General features: G+C 70.2%; 23 protein-coding genes. 12 read left to right on the top strand and 11 right to left on the bottom strand.

The genetic code is table 11. The features are described from left to right. Positions 1–2 precede the first annotated feature (2 nt). A complete protein-coding gene (locus AB0F44_RS03315) occupies positions 3–629 on the top strand; it encodes a TetR/AcrR family transcriptional regulator (protein WP_357352610.1) in 627 nt (208 codons plus the stop codon). Here the strand turns inward: AB0F44_RS03315 and AB0F44_RS03320 are convergent. From AB0F44_RS03320 to AB0F44_RS03345, 6 genes are all read right to left on the bottom strand, one after another. Next, complete coding sequence (locus tag AB0F44_RS03320; RefSeq protein WP_357352612.1) at positions 605–1099, bottom strand: hypothetical protein; 495 nt, start codon at positions 1097–1099, stop codon at positions 605–607. The genes AB0F44_RS03315 and AB0F44_RS03320 overlap by 25 nt on opposite strands. Then, complete coding sequence (folP, locus tag AB0F44_RS03325; RefSeq protein WP_357352614.1) at positions 1096–1956, bottom strand: dihydropteroate synthase; 861 nt, start codon at positions 1954–1956, stop codon at positions 1096–1098. The genes AB0F44_RS03320 and folP overlap by 4 nt, the downstream gene beginning before the upstream one ends. Further along, entirely contained in the window at positions 1956–2870 is a 915-nt protein-coding gene (locus tag AB0F44_RS03330; RefSeq protein ID WP_357352616.1) for a glucosyl-3-phosphoglycerate synthase, read from the bottom strand. Before AB0F44_RS03330 ends, folP begins: the two co-directional genes overlap by 1 nt. 69 nt (positions 2871–2939) lie before the next feature. After that, the gene (locus tag AB0F44_RS03335; RefSeq protein WP_357352618.1) at positions 2940–3452 is read right to left on the bottom strand and encodes a DUF3830 family protein; all 513 of its coding nucleotides are present in this window, start codon (positions 3450–3452) and stop codon (positions 2940–2942) included. After that, a complete protein-coding gene (locus AB0F44_RS03340) occupies positions 3449–4888 on the bottom strand; it encodes an amidase (protein ID WP_357352620.1) in 1440 nt (479 codons plus the stop codon). The genes AB0F44_RS03335 and AB0F44_RS03340 overlap by 4 nt, the downstream gene beginning before the upstream one ends. Next, positions 4885–5880 carry a D-2-hydroxyacid dehydrogenase gene (locus AB0F44_RS03345; RefSeq protein WP_357352622.1) on the bottom strand — a complete coding sequence of 332 codons (996 nt, stop codon included), beginning with the start codon at positions 5878–5880 and terminating at the stop codon, positions 4885–4887. Before AB0F44_RS03345 ends, AB0F44_RS03340 begins: the two co-directional genes overlap by 4 nt. A gap of 95 nt (positions 5881–5975) precedes the next feature. Here AB0F44_RS03345 and AB0F44_RS03350 point away from each other — a divergent pair, with 95 nt between their 5' ends. The 4 genes from AB0F44_RS03350 (at position 5976) to AB0F44_RS03365 (ending at position 9770) form a co-directional block, all read left to right on the top strand. Continuing rightward, positions 5976–6692, top strand: a complete 717-nt coding sequence (locus AB0F44_RS03350) for an aspartate/glutamate racemase family protein (RefSeq protein ID WP_357352624.1) — start codon at positions 5976–5978, stop codon at positions 6690–6692. Further along, complete coding sequence (locus AB0F44_RS03355; protein WP_357352626.1) at positions 6689–7408, top strand: maleate cis-trans isomerase; 720 nt, start codon at positions 6689–6691, stop codon at positions 7406–7408. The genes AB0F44_RS03350 and AB0F44_RS03355 overlap by 4 nt, the downstream gene beginning before the upstream one ends. A gap of 170 nt (positions 7409–7578) precedes the next feature. Next, positions 7579–8949: an MFS transporter gene (locus tag AB0F44_RS03360; protein ID WP_357352628.1), complete on the top strand. Its 1371-nt coding sequence runs from the start codon at positions 7579–7581 to the stop codon at positions 8947–8949. Positions 8950–9113: 164 nt separating this feature from the next. Then, positions 9114–9770, top strand: a complete 657-nt coding sequence (locus AB0F44_RS03365) for a GntR family transcriptional regulator (RefSeq protein ID WP_357352630.1) — start codon at positions 9114–9116, stop codon at positions 9768–9770. Here the strand turns inward: AB0F44_RS03365 and AB0F44_RS03370 are convergent. After that, the gene (locus AB0F44_RS03370) at positions 9767–10582 is read right to left on the bottom strand and encodes a helix-turn-helix transcriptional regulator (protein ID WP_357352632.1); all 816 of its coding nucleotides are present in this window, start codon (positions 10580–10582) and stop codon (positions 9767–9769) included. The genes AB0F44_RS03365 and AB0F44_RS03370 overlap by 4 nt on opposite strands. Positions 10583–10675: 93 nt before the next feature. On the opposite strand from AB0F44_RS03370, the gene AB0F44_RS03375 reads away from it, so the two are divergent. Next, positions 10676–12103, top strand: coding sequence for an aldehyde dehydrogenase family protein (locus AB0F44_RS03375; protein WP_357352634.1), 1428 nt, complete (start codon positions 10676–10678; stop codon positions 12101–12103). 12 nt (positions 12104–12115) lie between these two features. On the opposite strand, the gene AB0F44_RS03380 is transcribed toward AB0F44_RS03375, so the two are convergent. Beyond that, complete coding sequence (locus tag AB0F44_RS03380; RefSeq protein ID WP_357352636.1) at positions 12116–13582, bottom strand: NAD-dependent succinate-semialdehyde dehydrogenase; 1467 nt, start codon at positions 13580–13582, stop codon at positions 12116–12118. Positions 13583–13689: 107 nt separating this feature from the next. On the opposite strand from AB0F44_RS03380, the gene AB0F44_RS03385 reads away from it, so the two are divergent. From AB0F44_RS03385 to AB0F44_RS03395, 3 genes are read left to right on the top strand one after another with little or no spacing between them, the layout of a single operon-like run. Next, positions 13690–14943 carry an aminotransferase class III-fold pyridoxal phosphate-dependent enzyme gene (locus AB0F44_RS03385; protein ID WP_357352638.1) on the top strand — a complete coding sequence of 418 codons (1254 nt, stop codon included), beginning with the start codon at positions 13690–13692 and terminating at the stop codon, positions 14941–14943. A gap of 16 nt (positions 14944–14959) precedes the next feature. Beyond that, complete coding sequence (locus AB0F44_RS03390; RefSeq protein ID WP_357352640.1) at positions 14960–15145, top strand: hypothetical protein; 186 nt, start codon at positions 14960–14962, stop codon at positions 15143–15145. A gap of 43 nt (positions 15146–15188) precedes the next feature. Next, positions 15189–15836 carry a GNAT family N-acetyltransferase gene (locus tag AB0F44_RS03395; RefSeq protein WP_357352642.1) on the top strand — a complete coding sequence of 216 codons (648 nt, stop codon included), beginning with the start codon at positions 15189–15191 and terminating at the stop codon, positions 15834–15836. Positions 15837–15842: 6 nt separating this feature from the next. Here AB0F44_RS03395 and AB0F44_RS03400 read toward each other — a convergent pair whose 3' ends face one another. Genes AB0F44_RS03400 through AB0F44_RS03410 form a run of 3 tightly spaced genes read right to left on the bottom strand, consistent with a single transcriptional unit; the run spans position 15843 to position 18505 of the window. Beyond that, positions 15843–16595, bottom strand: coding sequence for a DoxX family protein (locus AB0F44_RS03400; protein ID WP_357352644.1), 753 nt, complete (start codon positions 16593–16595; stop codon positions 15843–15845). 31 nt (positions 16596–16626) lie between these two features. Beyond that, complete coding sequence (locus AB0F44_RS03405) at positions 16627–17748, bottom strand: FAD-dependent oxidoreductase (protein WP_357352646.1); 1122 nt, start codon at positions 17746–17748, stop codon at positions 16627–16629. Positions 17749–17806: 58 nt separating this feature from the next. Continuing rightward, positions 17807–18505: a polysaccharide deacetylase family protein gene (locus tag AB0F44_RS03410; protein WP_357352648.1), complete on the bottom strand. Its 699-nt coding sequence runs from the start codon at positions 18503–18505 to the stop codon at positions 17807–17809. A 131-nt stretch (positions 18506–18636) separates the two neighbouring features. Here AB0F44_RS03410 and AB0F44_RS03415 point away from each other — a divergent pair, with 131 nt between their 5' ends. The 3 genes from AB0F44_RS03415 (at position 18637) to AB0F44_RS03425 (ending at position 21306) form a co-directional block, all read left to right on the top strand. Further along, a complete protein-coding gene (locus AB0F44_RS03415) occupies positions 18637–19044 on the top strand; it encodes a hypothetical protein (RefSeq protein WP_357352650.1) in 408 nt (135 codons plus the stop codon). A 100-nt stretch (positions 19045–19144) separates the two neighbouring features. Then, positions 19145–20353 (top strand): FAD-dependent oxidoreductase, encoded by a 1209-nt coding sequence (locus AB0F44_RS03420; protein WP_357352652.1) that lies wholly within the window; start codon positions 19145–19147, stop codon positions 20351–20353. Beyond that, on the top strand, positions 20350–21306 hold the full coding sequence (locus AB0F44_RS03425; protein ID WP_357352654.1) for a sigma-70 family RNA polymerase sigma factor: 957 nt from the start codon (positions 20350–20352) through the stop codon (positions 21304–21306). Before AB0F44_RS03420 ends, AB0F44_RS03425 begins: the two co-directional genes overlap by 4 nt. The last annotated feature ends 62 nt before the right edge of the window (positions 21307–21368 follow it).

The following is a 21368-nucleotide window of genomic DNA, read 5'->3' on the forward strand; positions in this document are numbered from 1 at the left end:
GTATGCCGAAGATCAGCGAGGAACACCGCGCCGAGAAGCGCCAGCAGATCATCGCGGCGACGCTGCGCTGTGTGGAGCGCGACGGCTTCCACAAGACGACGATGGCCGCGGTGGTCAAGGAGTCCGGCCTGTCCGCCGGCTCGGTCTACACCTACTTCCGCGGGAAGAGCGACATCATCCGCGTGATCGCCGAGTCGGGTCTGACGACCATCGCCGAAGCCATCACCAGCTTCACCCCCGACCCGAGCTCCGGTGAGGACACTCCCCCGCCCGAGCGTGCGATCGAGGCCGCGACCCAGCACCTCCTCGACCTCTCCGCCGAGCTCGGCGTCGACCTCCCACGGATCGCCCTGCAGACCTGGGCCGAGGCCGCCCGTGACCCGGAGGTCCGCGAGCTGATGGCCCCCGAGGCGCGCCGCATCCGGGCCGCCTGGCGCACCTACGCCGAAGGCGCCATCGAGGCCGGCCGGTTCCCCCCGGACGCCGATCCCGAGAGGATCGCGATGGTCCTCACCGGCCTGCTGCCCGGCTTCATCCTGCAGCGGCTAATGCTGGGCGACGTCACCCCGAAGGTCTACGCGGCGGGGCTCACCGACCTGCTCCGCTACTCCCAGCGAGCGACCCAGTAACGCACCCCGAAGGGGTCGTCGTCGTAGTCGACCGCCACCGTGCCGACGCTGCGCAGCAGGTCGGCCGCCTCCACGATCGGGCCGACGTCGGCCCAGAGCTCATCGGCCAGCGCGAGATCGAGCGCGCCGAGGGCGCCGGGGTCGGGCGTCACCAGCGCCTTGCCGAGCCCCTCGTCGAACCCGACCGCCCTCGGGTCGAGGTGGCCCGGCGCCTTCTCGCTGCGGCGGGCAGACCCGTTGCCGACGATGAGGTACGCCGCCTCGCCGCTGGTCACCGGAGCCGTGCCGACCTCGGCCAATAGTGAGGAGGCGACCCGGGCGCCCTGCGCACCGGCGATCACGCGTACGTCCTCGCCCAGCCAGGCCACCGCGGCCAGGCAGGCCGAGCGGAGCTCGTGGACGGGGTCGTCGAGCGAGGCGTACTCCGGCAGCAGGGCCAGGCATCCGGGAACCAGCGCCACTCGAGTCACTGCAGTCCCCTGATCGCTCGCTTCGGACGTCGCCGGCCGGCGATCGTCCAGACCATGTCGACGGTCTGCCGGGTCTCCGGCACCTGGTGGACGCGGTAGATGCGGGCGCCGGCCAGCGCGCAGACCGAGGTCGCGGCCAGGGTGCCGAGGAGGCGCTCTCCGACCGGTTGGTCGAGCGTCTCCCCCACGAAGTCCTTGTTGGAGAGCGAGACCAGCACCGGCCAGCCGGTTGCGACCATCTCCCCGAGCCGGCGGGTGATCTCCAGGGAGTGGAAGGTGTTCTTCCCGAAGTCGTGGGCCGGGTCGATCACGATCGAGTCCTTCGCGACGCCGGCGTCCAGGGCACGCTGGGCGTAGCCGAGGGTCGAGTCGATCGCGTCGCGGACCACGTCGTCGTACTCGATCCGGTAGGGCCGCGTCCGCGGCGTCACGCCTCCGGTGTGGGTGCACACGATCGCGGCGCCGTGGGCCGCAGCGACGTCGACGAGCTCCGGGTCGGCCCCGCCCCAGGCGTCGTTGATGACGTCGGCGCCGGCCGCGCACACCGCGTCGCCGACCTCGGCGCGCCAGGTGTCCACCGAGATCACCAGCGCCGGGAACTCCTCGCGCACCCGGGCGACGAAGTCGACCACGCGGGTCTTCTCCTCCGCGGCGCCGATCTCGGCCCCGGGTGCCGCCTTGATCCCGCCGATGTCGACGATCTCCGCGCCCTGGGAGGCCACCAGGCGTACGCGCTCGAAGGCCGCGTCCTCGGCCCAGGTCGCACCCTTGTCGAAGAACGAGTCCGGGGTGCGGTTGACGATCGCCATCATCAGCGCCTCGTCATCACCGAAGGCATGTCGTCCGAGGCGCAGCATCAGGCGACCATACCGCCCGAGATGTCGCGCACCGGCGGCCGCTCCAGGAGGCTCACGGAGCGGTCGACGACCTTGGTCGAGCCGTCGATCGGGATGTACTGCCGCATCTCGACGTCGTCGCCCGCCGGCCCCGTCCCGAGGCGGCGCGACATCATGCCCACGATCTGGGTCGCCATCAGGCCGAGATCGAAGAGGTCCTGGTGGCTGTGGTCGCGCTGGCCGAGATCGACCTGGGCGATCGCATCCATGCCGCGCGTGTCCAGCGTGTCGACGAGTGCGGCGAGCTCCACGCCGTAGCCGGTCGGGACGCGCAGCCGCTCGAACAGCGAGCGCCGGATCGACCACTCCCCCGCCAATGGCTGGATCAGGTCCCGCAGCGGCCTGCGGTGGAGGGCCAGCAACGGGCGGGCGACGAGCTCGGTGACCCGGCCGCCGTCGAGCCCGTGCTCCCCCGGGCGCCGGTAGAAGCCCTTGACCAGCTCGATCGTCGGATTGTTGACAAGGGGGCCGACCAGGCCGCGTACGAAATGGGTGTCCCATTCGGTCAGGTCGGCGTCCATGAAGACGATCAGCTCGCCGGTGGTCACGAACTGCGACTTCCACATCGCCTCGCCCTTGCCGGGGTAGGAGCCGAGCTCGGGCCGGATCGCGGCCGAGGCGTAGACGTCGGCGCCGGCGTCGGCGGCGATCCGCGCGGTGTCGTCGGAGGAGTCCGAGTCGATGACGACGAGCTCGTCGACCAGATCCGAGGTCTCCATCAGGCTGGTACGCAGCTTGTCGACCAGGCCGCCGACGGTCGCGGCCTCGTTGCGCGCCGGGACCACGAGGCTCACCCGCTGCCCCTGTTTGGCCGCGACGAGGTCGGCCAGCGACCAGTCGTCCCAGTGATGGGTGTTGCTCTCCGACCACGACATGTCCAAACCCTATCGACGGTGTCCTCGAACACCGGACCGATACCCGATCCGTCCGGATCCCAGCCGTCGCTACTGCGCGTCGTCGTGCGAGCGCGCGAAGGTGAGGATCTCGTCGGTGGCGCCGTTCATCCAGACGTCCTGGCAGGCCTTCGCCATCTCCTCGAGGCCGTCGACGACCGTGCCGAAGACGTTGCCCGGCACCCAGCCCTGGTCGCCGTTGATCAGCAGGTTGTTGCGGCCGTAGAAGAGGGCGAGGTCGACGATCTCGGTCATACCTCCCGGCCCGCGGTCCTCCGGATAGCCGTAGGACGGGTTGCCGAGGTCATCGGAGGAGAAGGCGAAGTAGCACAGGTCGCCCGGGATCGGGGTGACCGTCGTGTTCTCCTTGCCGGGCTCCTTCGCGGCGAAGGCGGGCACCAGGTTGTAGATCTCGTTGCGGGCGTACTTGCCGTGGAAGACCTGGCCGCTCAGCGGCAGTGCGTCCCACACGGCGCCGGCGGTGCGTGGCGCCTCCTCGTCGAGCAGTCGGGCGAGGCAGGAGACACCGCGGCGCTCCAGGGTGACGGTGATGTAGCGGCTCATCGGGCTCCTCGAGGATTGTCGACAGGTCGGACGAACAGCTCACCGCTGGCCCGCTCGTAGGCCCGCGCCGCTCGCAGCACCCGGGCATCGTCGTGGCGGGCACCGACGATCTGGAGGCCGACGGGCAGACCCTCCTCGGTGGTGCCGCATGGCACGCTCGCCGCCGGCTGCTGGGTCATGTTGAAGGGGTAGGTGTAGGGCGTCCAGCTCGGCCACCACTGCGAGGGCCAGCCCTTCGGCGCCTGCAGCCCGCGCTCGAAGGCGGTGATCGGCATGGTCGGGGTGACCAGCAGGTCGTACGTCTCGTGGAACCGCCCCATCAACCGGCCGAGGTCCATCCGGACCGCGGTGGCGTCCAGGTAGTCGGCCGCTGAGCCGCGGCCCTTGGTCTCGATGCCTTCGCGCAGCAGCGGGTCGATCTTGTCGATCGCACCGGGCGGATAGGCGTCGATGACCTTCGCCGCGCCGCAGAACCAGAGCACGTCGAACGCGTCGACCGGGTCGGCGAAACCGGGATCGACCTCCTCGACTTGGGCGCCCGCGGACTCGAGCACGGCGACCGCCTCGCGGATCAGCCGTTCGACCTCCGGGTCGTTCTCGACGTACCCGAGCGTGGGCGAGAACCCGATCCTCAGCCCTTCGACACTGTCGTCCAGGCCGACCAGGAAGGAAGCTCCCGGCGCCGGCATCGCCGACCAGTCGCGGGAGTCGAAGCCGGCGATCACGTCGAGCAGCGTCGCCGCGTCGGTCACGGTCCTGGTCATCGGACCGGCGTGCGAGAGGGTGCCGAAGGGGCTGGCGGGATAGAGCGGGATCAGTCCGTAGGTGGGCTTGATCGTCACCGTGCCGGTGAAGGACGCCGGGATCCGTACCGAGCCGCCGCCGTCGGTGCCGAGCGCCCACGGGCCCATGCCGAGACCGACCGCCGCCGCGGCACCGCCGCTGGAGCCGCCCGAGGTCAGACCCGGATCCCAGGGGTTGCCGGTGGAGCCGTAGCGGAGCGAGTCGGTGACGCCCTTCCAGGCGAACTCGGGCGTGGTCGTCTTCCCTGTGATCACGGCGCCGGCCTCACGCAGCCGCGCGACCGCGGGAGCGTCCTCCGGCCACGGCCCGACTTCGTCGATGAGCCAGGTGCCGCGGATTGTCGGCAATCCTGCGGTCCACAGGATGTCCTTGACCGAGGTCGGTACGCCGTCGGCGCTGCCGAGCGGATGCCCGGCCCGCCATCGCTCGGTGGACGCGGTCGCCTGCGCCAGCGCGCCATCGGGGTCGACCCGGACGAACGCGTTCACCGCGGCGTCGCGCTCCTCGATCGTGTCGAGCACCGATCGTGTCGCGTCGAGCGGGGTGAAGGCGCCTGCGCGATAGCCGGCCACGAGCTCAGTGGCGGTCAGGGCGCTGAGCTCGGACCCGGAAGCGCTCTTCGGTTCGGTCATGGCCTCTCCCCCTGCTCCGCGACGACGAAGCCGCGCTGCTTGTCGACGACGTTCAGCAGCGGCTCGCCGCTCAGCCAGCGCCGTGCGTTGTCGACGAACTGGTCCGCCAGCGCCTCCCTCCAGCCCTCGTAGTCGCCGGACATGTGCGCCGAGACCGCCACCCCCGGCATCGTCCACAACGGGCTCTCGGCGGGGAGTGGCTCGACCTCGAAGACGTCCAGGGACGCCGCCTCGACCGGACCATCGCGGAGCGCGGAGACGAGCACGCCCTCGTCGACGATCTGCCCGCGCCCGACGTTGACCAGGTGACTGCCCGGCTTCATCGCCGCGAGCACGTCTTCGCTGATCAGGCCACGGGTCTCGTCGGTCAGCGGGGCCGTGATGACGACATGGTCGGCCCAGCCGACGTGCGCGGCCAGCTCGGCGCTCGCGACGACCTCACCGAAGTCGGGATCGCCGCTGCGGGCGGTGCGGCCGGCGCCGCGTACGTCCATCCCGGCGGCGCGCAGCAGCCGGGCCGTCTCGCGACCGATCGCCCCGGTGCCGACCACGAGCGCGGTCTCGCCGCTGATCAGCCGAGTCTCGCGGCGAAGCCACTTCCGGGCCGACTGCAGGTCATGGCTGAGGTGGATGTCCTTGGCGACAGCCAGGATCGAGCCGAGCACGAACTCCGCCATCGCCCGGTCGAAGATCCCGCGGGCGTTGGTGACGACCACCTCGGAGGCGACCAGCTCCGGGAACAGCAGCTTGTCGACCCCGGCGGCCGCGACATGGAGCCAGCGCAGCGAGCCGGTGCTCGACCAGGCGTCACGGACGGCCTCGGAGAAGTAGTCCCACAGCAGCAGCGCCTCGGCTCCGCGAAGCGCGTCGGCCAGGCCGGCGGCATCGGTGTAGGTGAGCTCGGCATCCGCCTCCAGGCGCTCCATCCCGGCGGGTCTGCCGCCGTCGGGCGGACAGAGGATCGTGATCGCGGGGCGCCGGGACGTCTCCAAGAAAAATCCTCCGTCGCATCGACACACCTCCGCAATAATCCGAGACTACGCTAGGAGGGCAGATTGAAGATTGTCAACAATCCTAGCGAGGTGCGATGTCCCCGACGGTACGCATCGCCGTGGTCGTTCCGCATGACATGGTCCTCGACCACGAGCTGTGGCGGTGGGCCCCGGCCGATACCACTCTGCTCTTCAACCGAACGCCCTTCACCGACCGTGCGGTCACCCTCGAGATGGCTGAGGAGATCAGCGAGACCGCGACCGTCGAGCAGGCCGTACGCGACCTCTCGGCCGCCGATCCCCATGCCTACGTCTACGCCTGCACCTCCGGCAGCTTCGTCCACGGCCGGCACGGCGAGCGCCGGCTGGCCGCGGCCATGCAACGCGCCGGTGGCGGCGATGCTCCGGCGATCACCACCTCCGGCGCCGTGCTGGAGTCGCTGGCAGCTCTCGGCGTCTCCCGGGTCGCGGTCGCCACCCCCTACGACGTCGCGCTCGCCGCCCGGTTCGCCAGCTTCCTGGCCGAGGCCGGAGTCACCGTGGTGAGCACCGGCGACCTCGGGCTGGGCCACCACATCTGGGAGGTTCCCTACGAGACCACGCTCGAACTGGTGCGGGCCGCCGACACCGACACCGCCGAGGCGGTCGTCGTCTCGTGCACGAACCTGGCGACGTACGACATCCTCGGCCGGCTCGAGGCAGAGCTCGGGAAGCCGGTGATCTCGGCCAACCGGGCGACCATGGAGGCCGCGCTCCGACTGGTCGGCCGCACCCCGCCGACCGCCGAGAACCTCTGGGGGCAAGCCTCATGACCCGGCCGCCCGTGATCGGGCTGCTCTATCCCGGCTACGCGGCCGAGGACGACTTCCCCGCACTCGAGAACGCGCTCGGCGGCGCGATCTGGCTGCCGCTGGTCCACACGTCCATGGGTCGCGACGAGCACACCGTCGAGGCTCTCCTCGACACCGGCTCCGCGGCCAGGCTCGCCCAGGGCGCCGACGAGATCGCTGTCCACTCCCCCGACGCGGTGATGTGGGCGTGCACGTCGGGGAGCTTCGTCTACGGCCGGGACGGCGCCGCGGCCCAGGCGGCCGCGATCAGCGAGCGCCTGGGCGTCCCCGCCTCGTCGACCTCGATCGCGTTCGTCGAGGCGGCCCGGGCGCTCGAACTCGGGAAGGTCGCTGTCGCCGCCTCCTACCCGGAGGAACTGGCCGGACACTTCAGCTCCTTCCTGGCGGCGGGCGGGATCGACGTGGTCTCCTTCGGCGCCAGTGGGATCTTCACCGCCGTCGACGCCGGCCGTCTCGGTCCGGACGCGGTCCTGGAGATGGCCGTGGCCGTCGACGTTCCCGAGGCCGAGGCCGTCCTCGTCCCCGACACCGCGCTGCACACGCTGACCAGCATCGACACGTTGGAGAAAGAGCTCGGGAAACCCGTGCTGACGGCCAACCAGGTGACCGTCTGGGAGGGCCTGCGACTCGCCGGGAGCCCCCGCCCCCTGCCCGGGCTCGGAGCCCTGTTCGGGTAGCCTCGCGGCTTTATGTAAACCTCCCGCCACACCCTGCGTCACCATCGCCGCGCCCTAGCCAGGGCGCACAGACAGCGCTAACGTGGCGCAAATTGTTGACAAACCTACAGTCAACACTGCGGGTCAAACGCGGTCCCCAGCCATCAATCACACCGAGCAGGTGAGAAGAAATGTCAGGAACCCCAACCATCCCCTCCAACGAGGCACAACCCGACAAATCGAAGCTTCGAAGAGCCATCACCGGCTCAGCGGTCGGCAATGCGACCGAATGGTTCGACTACGGCGCCTTCGCCTACGTCGCGACCGAGATCACCGCCAACTTCTTCCCGGAGTACGGGTTCGCCGGCACTGCTCTGACCTTCGCGATCTCGTTCATCCTGCGACCGCTCGGCGGCCTCTTCTGGGGCCCCCTCGGCGACCGCATCGGCCGCCAGCGCGTCCTCGCGATGACGATCATCCTGATGGCGGGCGCCACCTTCCTGGTCGGCTGCCTGCCCACGTACGACTCGGTCGGCGTCTGGGCCGTGGTCCTGCTCGTGCTGCTCCGGGTGATCCAAGGATTCTCGACCGGCGGCGAGTACGGCGGTGCCGCGACGTACATGGCCGAGTGCGCACCCGACAAGAAGCGTGGGTTCTACGGCAGCTTCCTGGAGTTCGGCACCATCGTCGGCTTCACCGCCGCCATCGCCGTCGTGTTCACCACCGAGGCGATCATCGGCGACGCGGCGATGACCGAGTGGGGATGGCGTATCCCGTTCCTGATCGGTGGCCCGATCGGCCTCATCGGCCTCTACATCCGGACCAGGCTCGAGGAGACCCCGGTCTTCCAGGAGCTCGAGACGCAGGACGCCGTCGAGGGCGGCGCCGCGGCCGCCCTGAAGGATCTCTTCGCGCTCTTCTGGAAGCCGATCCTCACCCTGATCGGCCTGGTCGCCGCGCTCAACATCGCCAACTACACCCTGCTGGCCTACATGGCGACCTACCTGCAGGAGGAGGCCGGCTTCAGCAGCTCCGATGCCGACCTGCTGGTCATCTTCGGACAGGTTGCGATGCTGGTCTTCCTGCCGATCGCCGGAGCGCTCTCGGACAAGGTCGGCCGCAAGCCGATGTGGGGCGGTTCCTTCATCGGGCTGATCGTGCTGTCGGTCCCGATGTTCCTCCTGATCGGTCAGGGCTTCTGGCCGGCGGTCCTCGGGTTCACCGTGCTCGGCATCGTCTACGTTGCCCAGCTCGCGACGATCTCGGCGACCTTCCCGGCGATGTTCCCCTCGCAGGTGCGCTACGGCGGCATGGCGATCGGCTACAACATCTCCACCGCCGCCTTCGGCGGCACGGCCCTGTACGTCAACAACGCCCTGATCGGCGCCACCGGCGACGTGCTGATGCCGGCCTACTACATGATCGCCGGATCCGTGGTCGGCCTGATCGCGCTGTTCTTCGTCGTCGAGACGGCGGGCAAGTCGATCCGGGGCACCGAGATCCCGGGTACGCCGGAGTCCGAGGCGGAGCTCGCCCAGCTCGACAAGGCCGAGACCCTTTGATCAGCGACTGCTGACGAGCGGGCCGAGCGCGTCACTCGTGCCCGGCCCGCTCGCTGGTCTTTCCGTCCCGCGACCCTGGCCACATGCAATGATTGTCAACAATCAAACTCTTTCTCGGTGACCTATCGGAGACCACGTTGACAGTGACATCGAGCTTCGAACCCGTGCACAGAGAGTCGACGGCCTCGGTCATCGCTCGCCAGCTGCGCACGGCGATCATGGAGCGCACCCTGCAGCCCGGTGCACAGCTGAGCGAGACCGCGCTCTCGGCCCAGTTCGGCGTCAGCCGCGGCCCGCTGCGCGAGGCGATGCAGCGCCTGGTCCAGGAGGGCCTGCTCCGCAGCGAGCCCAACCGCGGGCTCTTCGTGATCGAGCTCGACGAGGCCGACATCCGAGACATCTACGTGGCCAGGGCAGCCGTCGAAGGTGCCGCCGCCACGATGATCGCAAAGGCGCGGATCCCCGCGGCGCTGCGCGAGCTCCGCGCCGCCTGCGACGCGATGACCAAGTCCCTCGAGCTGGGCGACCCAGCAAAACTGAGCGATGCCGACTTCCGCTTCCATGACGTACTCGTGCAGTGCTCCGGAAGCCGGCGCCTGGCCCGGATGCACCAGACCCTGATCGTCGAGACGCGGATGTGCCTGACTGCGCTGGAGGGCACCTACCAGCAGCCTCTCGAGCTGGTCGAGGAGCACATCCAGATCGTCGACGCCATCGAGGCCGGCGATGTGAAGCTGACTCTCAAGCGCGTCGAGCTGCACATGGACGAGGCGCTACGGCGCCTCACCCACGCCGAGGACAACGACGAGGGCTACGTCTAGACCAGCGACAGCATCCTGAGTCGACGCTCGCTCTCACTCCCGGGCTCGGCCGTGAACACCGTCAGAGCCTGGGGTCGATCCGGATCGTGCAGAGTCTGGCCGTGCAGCTCGAGCTCGCCGACCTCGTCGTGGATCAGGCGTTTCGCATCGCAGTAGGGCCCGACGACCGGGTGATCGCTCCACAGCTCCTCGAACTCGGGGCTCGAGCGCCGCAGCGCGGTGATCATCGCTTCGGCGCGGGGACACCTGCCGGAGGCGGCGGCGTGTGCGAGCTGGGCAACCAGTGCTCGGCTGTGAGCCGGATGATCCTCGATGGGCGTGCGCAGGCGCGTCGCAGGGTCGGTGAACCATCGATAGATGCGGCTGCGCATCATCCCGGAGTAGCGGGTTTCGTCCCCGAGGAGAGCGACCGCCGAGGGGGTCTGCAAGAGGGTCTCGCCGACCTCGTCGACGATGAGGGCCATCTCGTCCTGGAGCCGGTCGAAGATCCTCCGCAGACCCGGGCTGATCCCGTGTTGCGGGTCCGCCGGACGTACGGCTGGATGGCCCGCCAGGCGCTGAAGGTGATCGAGCTCGTCGGAGTTGAGCCGCAGCCCTCGGGCGATCGCCGCGAGCACCTGTGCTGACGGCACCGGGCCACGCGGTTGCTCGATGCGGGTGTAGTAGTGCGTGGAGATGCCACTGAGCTCTGCGACCTCGTCGCGCCGGAGTCCTGGCGTCCGGCGGCGACCGCCCCTGGGAAGTCCGACGTCCTCTGGTTGAAGCGCCTCGCGGCGCGTGCGCAGAAACTCTGCGAGTCGTACGCGATTCACGTCGTCTCAACAACGGCAGGCGATCTCGTACTCCCTCCAGCCTTGTCATGACCGGGCATGGATGGGGTCCGTCGGGCGAAGCACCGTGGTGGCATGACAAGCACTGACCTGACCTATGACGTTCCTGGCCACTGGGTGGCCGGCACCGTCGTCCCCGCGACCACCACGATGAAGATCGTCAGCCCGGTTGACGGGCGAGTTGTCGCCACCGCTCCGCTCGGCACCGCCGCCGACGTCGATCGGGCGGTCGAGGCCGCTCGTACGGCACTTCCGGGCTGGGCCGACCTCGGCCCCGCCGCCCGAGCCGATGTGCTGCGGGCCCTCGCGGACGAGCTGACGGCTCGCAGCGAGCGGATCGCTCACGCCATCTCGACCGAGATCGGCGTGCCGATCGCATTCTCCCGGCTCGCGCAGGCGGGGTTCCCACCGTTGGTGACCAGCGCAGTCGCCGCCTTGGCCGCCGAGATCACTTGGGAGGAGCAGGCCGGCAACGCAGTGCTCATCCGCGAGCCCGTCGGTGTCGTCGGCGCCATCACCCCGTGGAACTTCCCGCTCCAGCAGGTCGTGACGAAGGTCGTCCCGGCGCTGCTGGCCGGCAACACGGTGGTCCTCAAGCCTGCCGAGACCGCTCCGCTGACCGGACCGATCCTGGCCGAGGCAGCAGCGGCCGCCGGTATCCCGGCTGGTGTGTTGAACATCGTCTACGGCACGGGAAGCGTCGTCGGCGAGGCCATCGCGGCGCACCCCGGCATCGCCATGGTGTCGTTCACGGGCTCGACGGCCGCAGGCAGGCGTGTCGCAGCGGTCGCTGCCGGCACGGTCAAGCGAGTGGGGCTCGAGCTCGGCGGCAAGACCGCCAGCATCGCGCTCGACGACGCCGACCTCGACGAAGTGGTCGCGCAGACCCTGCAGTACGCCTGGAGCAACAGCGGTCAGGCCTGTGGCGCCTGGACGCGGCTGCTCGTCCCCGCCGCACGACACGACGAGATCGTGGCGAAGCTGCGCGAGGCCGCCGGCGCGTACACGGTGGGCGACCCTGCCGACGATGCGACCCGCCTCGGACCGGTCGCATCGGAGGCCCAGTGGCGCCGGGTGAACGGCTACATCGAGAAGGGTCTCGCGGAGGGAGCCGAGCTCGTCGTCGGCGGGCCTGGACGGGTGCCCGGCCTCGAGGGCGGTGCGTTCATCCGCCCGACGATCTTCGCGAACGTCGACCCGGACTCGACGATCGCCCAGGAGGAGATCTTCGGACCGGTGCTCAGCGTCATCGCCTGCACCGACGACGACGATGCGGTACGCATCGCCAACGGCACGCCGTACGGCCTCACGGCGGCGGTGTTCGGGAGTCCTGACCGAGCTCTCTCGATCGCACGGCGGCTCGAGGTCGGCCAGGTTCACGTCAACGGTGGGGCGTTCACGCCGCTGGCGCCTTTCGGTGGACGGAAGCATTCCGGGACCGGCCGAGAGATGGGCAAGGCCGGGATCGAGGAGTTCACCGAACTGAAGGCGATCCTGCTCTGACGTCTCCCGGGATCACATCGCGATCCCGACGTACTTGGTCTCGAGGAACTCCTCGATCCCGGTACGCCCGCCCTCCCGCCCCAGCCCCGAGGCCTTGACACCGCCGAAGGGGGCGGCGGGGTTGGAGACCACGCCCTGGTTGAGCCCGACCATGCCGGACTCGAGCGCCTCGGCGACCCGCAAGCCGCGGCGCAGGTCGTTGGTGAAGAGGTAGTTGACCAGGCCGTACTCGGTGTCGTTGACCGCCTCGACCACCTCGTCCTCGGTGTCGAACGGCGTCAGCGGCGCGACCGGGCCGAAGATCTCCTCGCTGCCCATCTTCGCGGAGGCGGGGACGCCGGTGAGCACGGTCGGCGGGTAGAAGTAGCCGGGCCCGTCGGGCGCCGAGCCGCCGGTCAGCACCCGTGCACCGCCGGCCACCGCGTCGTCGACGAGGGTCTGCACCTTCTCCCTGGCCGCCTCGTCGATGAGCGGCCCGACGCGTACGCCCTCCTCGACGCCGCGACCCACTGGCAGCTCGGACATCGCCTTGGCGAGCCGGTCGCCGAACTCCTCGATGACCGAGCGCTGCACGAAGATCCGGTTGGCGGCCGTGCACGCCTCCCCGGTGTTGCGCATCTTCGCGGCCATCGCACCGGCGACCGCCTCGTCGATGTCGGCATCCTCGAAGACGACGAAGCCGGCGTTGCCGCCGAGCTCCATGGACGTACGCAACACCTTCTCCGCGCTCTGGGCGAGCAGCACCCGCCCCACCGCTGTGGAACCGGTGAAGGAGAGCTTGCGGATCACGCCGGAGCGCAGCAGCGGCTCGGTCAGCTCACCTGGCCGGGTCGTCGGCAGAATGTTGACAACTCCCTCGGGCACACACGCCTCGCGCAGGATCTCCCCCAGCGCCAGCATCGAGAGCGGCGTCTGCTGGGCGGGCTTGATGATGCTGGTGCAGCCGGCCGCGATCGCCGGTCCGATCTTGCGGGTGCCCATCGCCATCGGGAAGTTCCACGGCGTGATCAGCAGCGCCGGCCCGACCGGCTGCTTCGTGATCAGGAACCGGGAGCCTCCTGCGGGCGCTGTCTGGTAGCCGCCCTCGATCCGCACAGCCTCCTCGGCGAAGTGGCGGAAGAACTCCGCGGCGTACGCGATCTCGCCCCGCGCCTCGGCCAGTGGCTTGCCCATCTCGAGCGTCATCAGCAGCGCGAGGTCGTCGATCCGCTCGTGCAGGAGGTCGAAGGCGGCCATGAGCATGTCGGCGCGGGCGCGCGGCGCGGTCGCGGCGAACTCCTTCTGTGCGCCTGCCGCGGCATCGAGCGCACGACGGCCATCCTCGGGGGTCGCGTCGGCGACCGCGCACAGCGTCTCCCCCGTCGACGGGTCGAGTACGTCGAAGGTCGCGCCGTCGCTCGCATCCACCCACTGACCTGCGACAAGGAGCCCCTTCGGCACCCCTGCCACGACCCGTGCCTCGTTCGGTTCTCCGCCCATCCCGCATCAGCCTCCAAGGTCAGCATTCGACTGTCCTACTGACAGCCGTCGAACGCTCGCCTACTGTAGTAGCCAGTCGGATTGTCGACAATCAACAGGAGTCCCCGGTGGCCAAGCTCTCCCCCATCCTCAAGCAGGCAACCCCGGTCGTGGCGGCTCGCGGTGAAGGCGTCCAGCTCTTCGACGAGGACGACCGCCGATATCTCGACTTCACCGCCGGCATCGGCGTGACCAGCACCGGCCACAGTCATCCGAAGGTCGTCGAGGCCACCCAGCGCCAGATCGCCAACCTGGTCCACGGGCAGTACACAACCGTCAGGCACCGCCCGCTCCTCGACCTGGTCGACCGTCTCGGACCCGTCCTCCCAGAGGGCCTCGACAGTCTCTTCTTCGCCAACTCCGGCTCGGAGGCCGCCGAAGCCGCGATCCGGCTGGCCCGGCAGGCCACCGGCCGCCCCAACATCGTCGTCTTCCACGGCGGCTTCCACGGCCGCACCGTCGCGGCCGCCTCGATGACCACCTCGGGCACCAAGTTCCGCGCCGGCTTCAGCCCGCTGATGGCCGGCGTCGTGGTCTCCCCCTTCCCCGACGCACCCCACTTCGGCTGGCCGCAGGAGCAGGCGACCGAGTTCGCGCTGCGCCAGCTCGACTACACGCTGCAGACCCAGAGCGCCCCTGCCGACACGGCCGCGTTCCTCGTCGAGCCGGTCCTCGGCGAGGGCGGCTATGTGCCCGCCGACGAGACCTTCCTCAACGGCCTGCGCGAGCGTGCCGACAGGCACGGCATCGTGCTCATCATCGACGAGGTGCAGACCGGCTTCGGTCGCACCGGCGAGTTCTGGGGACACGACCACTTCGGCGTACGTCCCGACATCATCATGACCGCCAAGGGCCTGGCCTCCGGGTTCCCGCTGTCCGCGATCGCGGCGAGCGAGGCGCTGATGTCGAAGGCCTGGCCCGGCTCGCAGGGCGGCACCTACGGCGCCAACGCCGTCGCCTGCGCCGCTGCGCTGGCGACCCTCGACGTCATCGAGGAGGAGGGTCTGGTGAAGAACGCCGCCGAGCGCGGCGCCGAGCTCCGCTCGGCTCTGGAGCAGGTCGCGAGCAAGCACGAGGCGATCACCGACGTACGCGGCCTCGGGCTGATGCTCGGCAACGAGTTCCGCACCCCCGACGGCGAGCCCGACGGCGCCACCGCCGCCGCGGCCCAGCAGGAGGCCGCCCGACGCGGCCTGCTGTTGCTCACCTGCGGCGCCTGGGGCCAGGTCGTGCGGTTCATCCCCGCCCTCGTCGTCGACTCCGCCGCCATCGACGAGGCCGCCGGGCTCTGGGCCCAGTCCGTCGACGCCGTCCTCGGCTGACCCCACGGATCACGAGATGACGTACGACCTCGAGCGACTGCTCCGCTGGGAGCAGGCCGGCGCGACCTGGGAGGCGATCTGGCCGCGCGCCGGTGAGGTGACCATCCTGCTGTGTACCTGCGACACCGGCGAGGAGGTCGACCGCTACACCTCGGCGGCAGCCGACCTGCTCGACCACGTGAGGAGTCACTCCGAGGGGTGATATCCGGTTGCTCGCGGCGTACGCGTTCTCGAATGATGGCCGGATGACTCCGACCGAGGTGTGGCCGCTGTTCGGCCTGGTGATCCGGACCCCGCGCCTGGAGCTGCGGCTGCCGACCGACGTCGAGCTCGCGCGGCTGGCGCAGGTCGCCGCCGACGGCGTGCACGAGCCGACGCAGCGGCCGTTCCTGACCCCGTGGGCCGAGCGGCCACCGCTGGAACGGGCCCGCCACGTGATGCGCGGCGCCTGGTCCAGCCGGGGCGAGTGGAAGCCCGATGACTGGAGCCTGGGGCTGGCCATCTTCCTCGACGGCGACCCGATTGGGGCCGTATGGGTCTCGGCGAGCGAGTTCGCCACCCGCCGTGAGGTCAGCACCGCGTCCTGGCTCGGCCTGCGACACCATCGCCGCGGCTTCGGCACCGAGGCCCGTCTCGGCGCCCTCGCCCTGGTCTTCGACCACCTCGGCGGCGCCTACGCCACCTCGGAGGCCTTCCCCGACAACGCCGCCTCCGTCGGGGTGTCGACCAAGCTCGGCTACGAGCCCGACGGGATCTCCCGCGACGTACGTGACGGTGAGGTGCTCGTCTCCCACCGCCTCCGGCTCGGCCGGGAACGGTGGGAGCTCAACGACCGCAGCGAGATCGCGGTCAGCGGCCTGGCGCCGTGCCTGCCCCTGTTCGGCGCCGCGTAGACCGGCTCAGCGCAGGAAGCAGAAGACGAAGACGGCCACGCACAGGACCAGCGACCCCGTTGCGTTGAGGGCGAGGTTGCGGCCGAAGTCGCGGGCGCGGATGTGGGCCGAGACGGCGAACACGAAGTAGACCACCAGCGCCGCGCTGGTCAGCGCCCCGACGTACGGCGCCCACAGCCCGGCGACCAGGCCGGCGGTGGCGGCGACCTTGATCCACGGCATCACCGGCCACAGCGCCCGCGGCAGCCCGACGTCGGTGAAGCACTGGGCGATGAAGCTGGCCGGCTTGAAGCACATCGCCGCGTCGCCGATCTGGATCACCGCGAGCAGCACGACCGGCCACCACGGGTCCGGAAGATCGTTGACGTACGCCTCGACCACCCCGCCGAGATCGTCCTGCCCGGCCGCGTACATCCCGGTGGCGACGAGCGTTGCCAGCGAGAGCGCAAGACCACCGGCCGCGCGGCCCAGGCTCCGGTCCCCCGCCCGCAGGTGCGCCCCGATCGCGAGCACGAAGAAGACCACGAACCCGGCGGCGGCGACGATCCCGACCGCCGGGACCGCCAGCCCGACGAGCAGGCCCAGGAAGCCCAGCGCGTAGGACGCCCCGATCGGGAACCTCAGCCATTCCAGCGGCACCGAGAGCCGTTGGGCCTCGGTCACCGGTATCCGATGACCGGTCAGGTTGAGCACCGCCCCGCCGAGCGCGGCGATCGAGGCGATGAGCGTCAGGGTGAGATAGGTAGCCGTCATGGTCATCCAGACACCAGCGGTGCCGGGGCTGTGACGCCTACCTGCTCAGCAGCCCCGCGATCGCGCCGAGCCCCGCGAGCCCGGCATCACGGACCGCCACGACGGGACCGTTGTCGACCTGGCCGAGCACCCCGACCAGCCGAGACGCCCGCACCAGCCGAGAGGTCGCGGGCCGCCGGGTCCGGTCGTACGCCACCAGCGCACTCTCGACGCGAGCATGCCCGGCGAGCTGCGCCGCCAGGACGGCGGCGTCCTCGATCGCGGCGCAGGCACCCTGGCCGAGGTTGGGGGTGGTCGCGTGCGCGGCGTCACCGAGGAGCACGACCCGCCCGTGGTCGAACCGCTTCAGCGGCAGCCGCAGGTCACAGATGTCTCCACGGAGGACGGCGCTCGGCGGCGTCGCCGCCAACAGCTGCGGGATCGGATCGTGCCAGTCGCCGACGAGCGCGGTGACGTCGGCGTGGTGATCCCCGCCGGTCTCCCCCTCCGGCCGGTTGGCGGTGACGAACCAGTAGGTCCGGCCATCCACCAGCGGCGCGTAGCCGACGCGCACCCCGGTCCCCCAGGTCTCCCCTCCCGTCGTCGTGGCCTCACCCGGCACCGGCTCCGCGGTGACGCCGCGGTAGGCGGTGTAGCCGGCATAACGTACGTCGTCGCGCTGGTGCAGCTCGTTCCTGATCGTGCTGCGGATTCCGTCGGCAGCGACCACCACGTCGGCAGGGCCGCGGCCGTCGATGTCTTCGATGTCGTCGAGATCAGCCAGGCAGGTGACGGTCACCCCGGTGCGTACCTCGACCCCGTCGCGCGTCTCCAGCTCGCCCACCAGCGCCTCGTGCAGCCGGGCCCGATGCACCATCACCGGGGTCCGCTCGGCGGCGTCGGGACCCACCTTCGCCAGCCAGCGCCCGTCGGGCCGCCGCAGTCCCGCCTGGATCGCCGGCCGGGTCCCGTCCACGAGGCGGTCCGCGACCCCGAGGTCGGCAAGGATCTTCCATGCCCGCGGCCAGATCGAGAGGCCGGCCCCGACCTCGCCGAGCTCCGGCGCGCGCTCGAGCACGGTCACCTGCCATCCCACCCGAGACAGCGCGAGCGCCGTCGTGAGCCCTCCGATCCCCGCACCGACCACCAGGGCACTCCGGCTGCTCGTCGATCCATTCACGACGCGCAATCTAGCCGACGTCGCCGACCTCGGCCCGGGCCGAGGAGCTCGTACGTCACTACCGCGCTCCGGGGATCCAGCCTGCGCCCGGGATGCCGCCCTGCGGCAGGGTGAAGGTGTATCCCTCGGCAAGCTTCTCCGGGAGCACCGTCTCGACCGCGGCGACGGTGTTCTCGCGGTTGCCACCACCGTCGTGGGCCAGGGCCACCGCGCCGGGTTGGATCGCCGCGCGGAGGTTGCTCGCCAGCGTCTCCTCGGACAGGTCGTTGCCGTCCCAGTCGAAGATCACGTTGCCCAGCCCGAGCGGCTGCATGCCGAGGGATGCGGCGACCTCTCCAGTGTTGCCCCAGCTGCCGTTGGGAGCCCGGAAGTAGGGCACCTTCTGAGCCGGGTTTCCCAGCACCTCTCGGATCGTCGCGAGGTTGGCCTTGAGATCCCGCTCGACCTGGGCGTGCGACCAGCTGCCCATGTCGGCGTAGGACGTGGAGTGGTTGCACAGCGTGTGGCCCGCGGCGACGATGCGTCTGAGGAGCTCGGCGCCGCCCGGGGCGGTGACGTTCTGGCCGATGACACAGAACACCGCGGTGACCTGGTGAGCCGCCAGGATCTCCAGCAAGCGATCCGTCTCGCCGGGGTTCGGGCCGTCGTCGAAGGTGAGAGCGGCAACGTTGCCCGTGCCCCTGGCGGCGGCGAGCGGCGTCGGCGTCGGACGGACCGCGCCTCCCGGCACGAACCCGGGGTCCTGGCTGACAGTCATGACGAACTCCTTCGAAATCGTTATCGAGCACGATCGAGGCATAGCTGATCAGTGTCAAGGGTCGAGTCGTTCCCGCAAGGCTGAGTACTCGCACTCATGCGCCCCGCAGCCCGATCAGCGAGGCTGGAGACATGAAGCTCCTCGTACGCCTCGCCGTGATCCTCGGCGGCAGCCTCCTGTTCTCGATCGTGATGACCAACCTCTTCCCGACCGAGGACGCGAACATCGGTGCCGGCCTGATCTACTTCGCGCTGCTGCTCACCGTCTCGGGAATCTGGGGGCTGTGGGACGGCCACCACGCGAAGACCCTCCCGCCCGTCTTCGTCCGCTGGGCGCTGATCGCCGGCGTGGTCGGCCTCAGCAGCCCGTTCCGGATCTGGATCGAGGAGGGTCAGGACCTCGGCGTGCTGTGGAGCGACCTGTGGAACCTGACCCCGTTCCTCGCCGGGCTCGTCCTCGCCCCCGCAGCGGTCGGGATCGCCGTCGGCGCCGGGTTCCGGAACCTCCCGAGCCGTACGCAGCAGCACCCGTCGCACTAGACGCCGGCGATGTGTTCCAGATCACATCAGCCAGGTGTCAGGAACCGCGCCGCTGTCTCGCTCATCTCTCGCAAGCACATCAGAGAGAAGGAGCATCGCCATGAACGAACGCCGCAGGCACCACATCGTCGTGCTGGGAGCCGGCTATGCCGGAGCGTACGCAGCAGGGACCCTCGCTCGTCGGCTCTCGCCGAAGGACGTCGAGATCACCGTGGTCAACGCCGAGCCCGACTTCGTCCAGCGTCTGCGGCTGCATCAGCTCGCCGCCGGCCAGGAGGTCGAGGCGCCGAAGCTGACCGAGGTCTTCGCCGGCACGGACGTCAGCCTGTGCCTGGGCCGGGTCGTCGACATCGACCCGGTCCGCCAGGTGGTCGGGGTCGCCGACTCCGACGGCGGCGAGGAGGTCACCTACGACACGCTGGTCTATGCGCTCGGAAGCAGCGGAGACTCCCAGGTGCCGGGAGCCGACGCGGACGCCTTCGACATCGCGAGCCGACCGTCCGCGCTGCGGCTTCGGCGGCGCCTCGACAAGCTGAGCGAGGCCGGGCAGGGTGGAAACGTGGTCGTGGTCGGGGATGGGCTGACGGGGATCGAGACCGCCGCGGAGATCGCCGAGTCGCGGCCGGAGCTGGCGGTGACACTGGTCGCGCGCGGCGAGCTGGGCTCTCGGCTCTCTGCCGGAGCGCGCCTCCATCTGCGCCAGGTCTACGAACGGCTGGGGGTCACCGTCGTGGAGCACACCCAGGTCGAGTCGGTCGAGGCCACCCGAGTCATTTGTGCCGACGGCACCGTTCTGGCCACCGACGCCACGGTGTGGACCGCGGGGTTCGCGGTCAGCCCCATCGCCGCTGCCAGTGGCCTCGAGGTCACCGAGTCCGGCCAGATCGTCGTCGACCGCATGATGAGGTCGACCTCGCATCCCAACGTGTACGCCACCGGCGACAGCGTGTACGCGATCGGCGACAACGACCGGCCGCTGCCGATGTCGTGCGCATCGGCCGGCTTCACCGCCCGCCAGGCGGTCGAGTCGATCATTGGCGAACTCACGGGTCGTCGGGTCCCGACCACCAAGCTCTCCTACCCCGGCAACCACATCAGCCTGGGACGGAAGGACGGCATCCTGCAGCTGGTCGACGACGAGGGACACGCCAAGCCCAAGCACGTGGCCGGGCGCAGGGCCGTACGTTTCAAGGCGACCGTCCTGAAGGTCTCGCTGTGGGCCACGTCGCATCCGACCTTCGGCCTGCCGCGCCGCAAGCACCGCGTGGCGGCTTTCCGGGACTCCGTCGTGGAGCATGTCCCAGCGTGAGCGACGTCATCGACCGCTTCGACGCGGATCGCTTCGAGGCCAGCCGTGACCGGCTGGCCTCCCTGGCGTACCGCCTGCTGGGGTCGGCGTCCGAGGCCGAGGACGCCGTCCAGGACGCGTACCTGCGGTGGCAGTGCGCCGACCGGCAGCGGATCGACGTCCCCGAGGCGTGGCTGACCAAGGTCGTCACCAACCTCAGCCTCGACCGGCTGCGCTCAGCACACAGGCGTAACGAGCGCGCCAGCGCCTGGTTGCCCGAACCCGTCCTCGACGGCGACCCGATGCTCGGGCCCGCCGAGACCGTCGAGCAGCGCGAGATGGTCTCGTTGGCCGTACTCGCGCTGATGGAACGGCTCTCGCCCGCCGAGCGCGGTGTGTACGTCCTGCGCGAGGCGTTCTCGTACGCCCACGCCGAGATCGCCGAGGTCCTGGAGATCAGCGAGTCCGCCAGCCAACAGCACCTGCATCGGGCCCGACGACGCATCGCGGCAGGACGGCAGCGCGGGGTCGTCGAGGTCGACCCAGCCTCGGCCCGCAAGACCGTCGAGGCATTCCTGCAGGCTGCCTCCTCGGGGGACACCGATCGCCTGGTCGCCTTGCTGACCGACGACGCCACCGCGGTCTCCGACGGCGCCGGCAGCGGCATCAGTGAACGACTCCTGCGGTACGACACTCCTCGCAAGATCGCCGCGATCGCGCGGACGGGCTTCAGGCCCACGCCCGCGAAACGGAGACTGGCCGGCGGCACGCCCGCTTTCCACTACGCGCTCGTCAACGGCACGCCCGCGATGCTGGCCGTCGTCGACGACCGGGTCGTCGGTGTCGTCGCCTTCGACGTCCTCGGCGGCAAGATCGCTACGGTTCGCGGCATCGCATCCCCGAAGCGATTGGCACGACTCGACGCCGCGTGGACCCAGCAGGAGCCAGGGTCACCGATCATCGCCGAATGGTGACTCCCCCGCCGCTCCACCACCCGTGCCTCTAGGCTCGGCCCAGCAGCCGACCCCAGGAGGAG

Source organism: Nocardioides sp. NPDC023903 (assembly GCF_040639295.1).
Classification (GTDB): domain Bacteria; phylum Actinomycetota; class Actinomycetes; order Propionibacteriales; family Nocardioidaceae; genus Nocardioides.

Excerpts from the sequence above, each read along its gene's own strand:
- AB0F44_RS03315 (WP_357352610.1), top strand. The coding sequence starts at position 3 with ATGCCGAAGATCAGCGAGGAACACCGCGCCGAGAAGCGCCAGCAGATC.
- folP (WP_357352614.1), bottom strand. The coding sequence starts at position 1,956 with ATGCTGCGCCTCGGACGACATGCCTTCGGTGATGACGAGGCGCTGATG.
- AB0F44_RS03330 (WP_357352616.1), bottom strand. The coding sequence starts at position 2,870 with ATGTCGTGGTCGGAGAGCAACACCCATCACTGGGACGACTGGTCGCTG.
- AB0F44_RS03335 (WP_357352618.1), bottom strand. The coding sequence starts at position 3,452 with ATGAGCCGCTACATCACCGTCACCCTGGAGCGCCGCGGTGTCTCCTGC.
- AB0F44_RS03340 (WP_357352620.1), bottom strand. The coding sequence starts at position 4,888 with ATGACCGAACCGAAGAGCGCTTCCGGGTCCGAGCTCAGCGCCCTGACC.
- AB0F44_RS03350 (WP_357352624.1), top strand. The coding sequence starts at position 5,976 with ATGTCCCCGACGGTACGCATCGCCGTGGTCGTTCCGCATGACATGGTC.
- AB0F44_RS03355 (WP_357352626.1), top strand. The coding sequence starts at position 6,689 with ATGACCCGGCCGCCCGTGATCGGGCTGCTCTATCCCGGCTACGCGGCC.
- AB0F44_RS03360 (WP_357352628.1), top strand. The coding sequence starts at position 7,579 with ATGTCAGGAACCCCAACCATCCCCTCCAACGAGGCACAACCCGACAAA.
- AB0F44_RS03375 (WP_357352634.1), top strand. The coding sequence starts at position 10,676 with ATGACAAGCACTGACCTGACCTATGACGTTCCTGGCCACTGGGTGGCC.
- AB0F44_RS03380 (WP_357352636.1), bottom strand. The coding sequence starts at position 13,582 with ATGGGCGGAGAACCGAACGAGGCACGGGTCGTGGCAGGGGTGCCGAAG.
- AB0F44_RS03390 (WP_357352640.1), top strand. The coding sequence starts at position 14,960 with ATGACGTACGACCTCGAGCGACTGCTCCGCTGGGAGCAGGCCGGCGCG.
- AB0F44_RS03395 (WP_357352642.1), top strand. The coding sequence starts at position 15,189 with ATGACTCCGACCGAGGTGTGGCCGCTGTTCGGCCTGGTGATCCGGACC.
- AB0F44_RS03400 (WP_357352644.1), bottom strand. The coding sequence starts at position 16,595 with ATGACCATGACGGCTACCTATCTCACCCTGACGCTCATCGCCTCGATC.
- AB0F44_RS03410 (WP_357352648.1), bottom strand. The coding sequence starts at position 18,505 with ATGACTGTCAGCCAGGACCCCGGGTTCGTGCCGGGAGGCGCGGTCCGT.
- AB0F44_RS03415 (WP_357352650.1), top strand. The coding sequence starts at position 18,637 with ATGAAGCTCCTCGTACGCCTCGCCGTGATCCTCGGCGGCAGCCTCCTG.
- AB0F44_RS03420 (WP_357352652.1), top strand. The coding sequence starts at position 19,145 with ATGAACGAACGCCGCAGGCACCACATCGTCGTGCTGGGAGCCGGCTAT.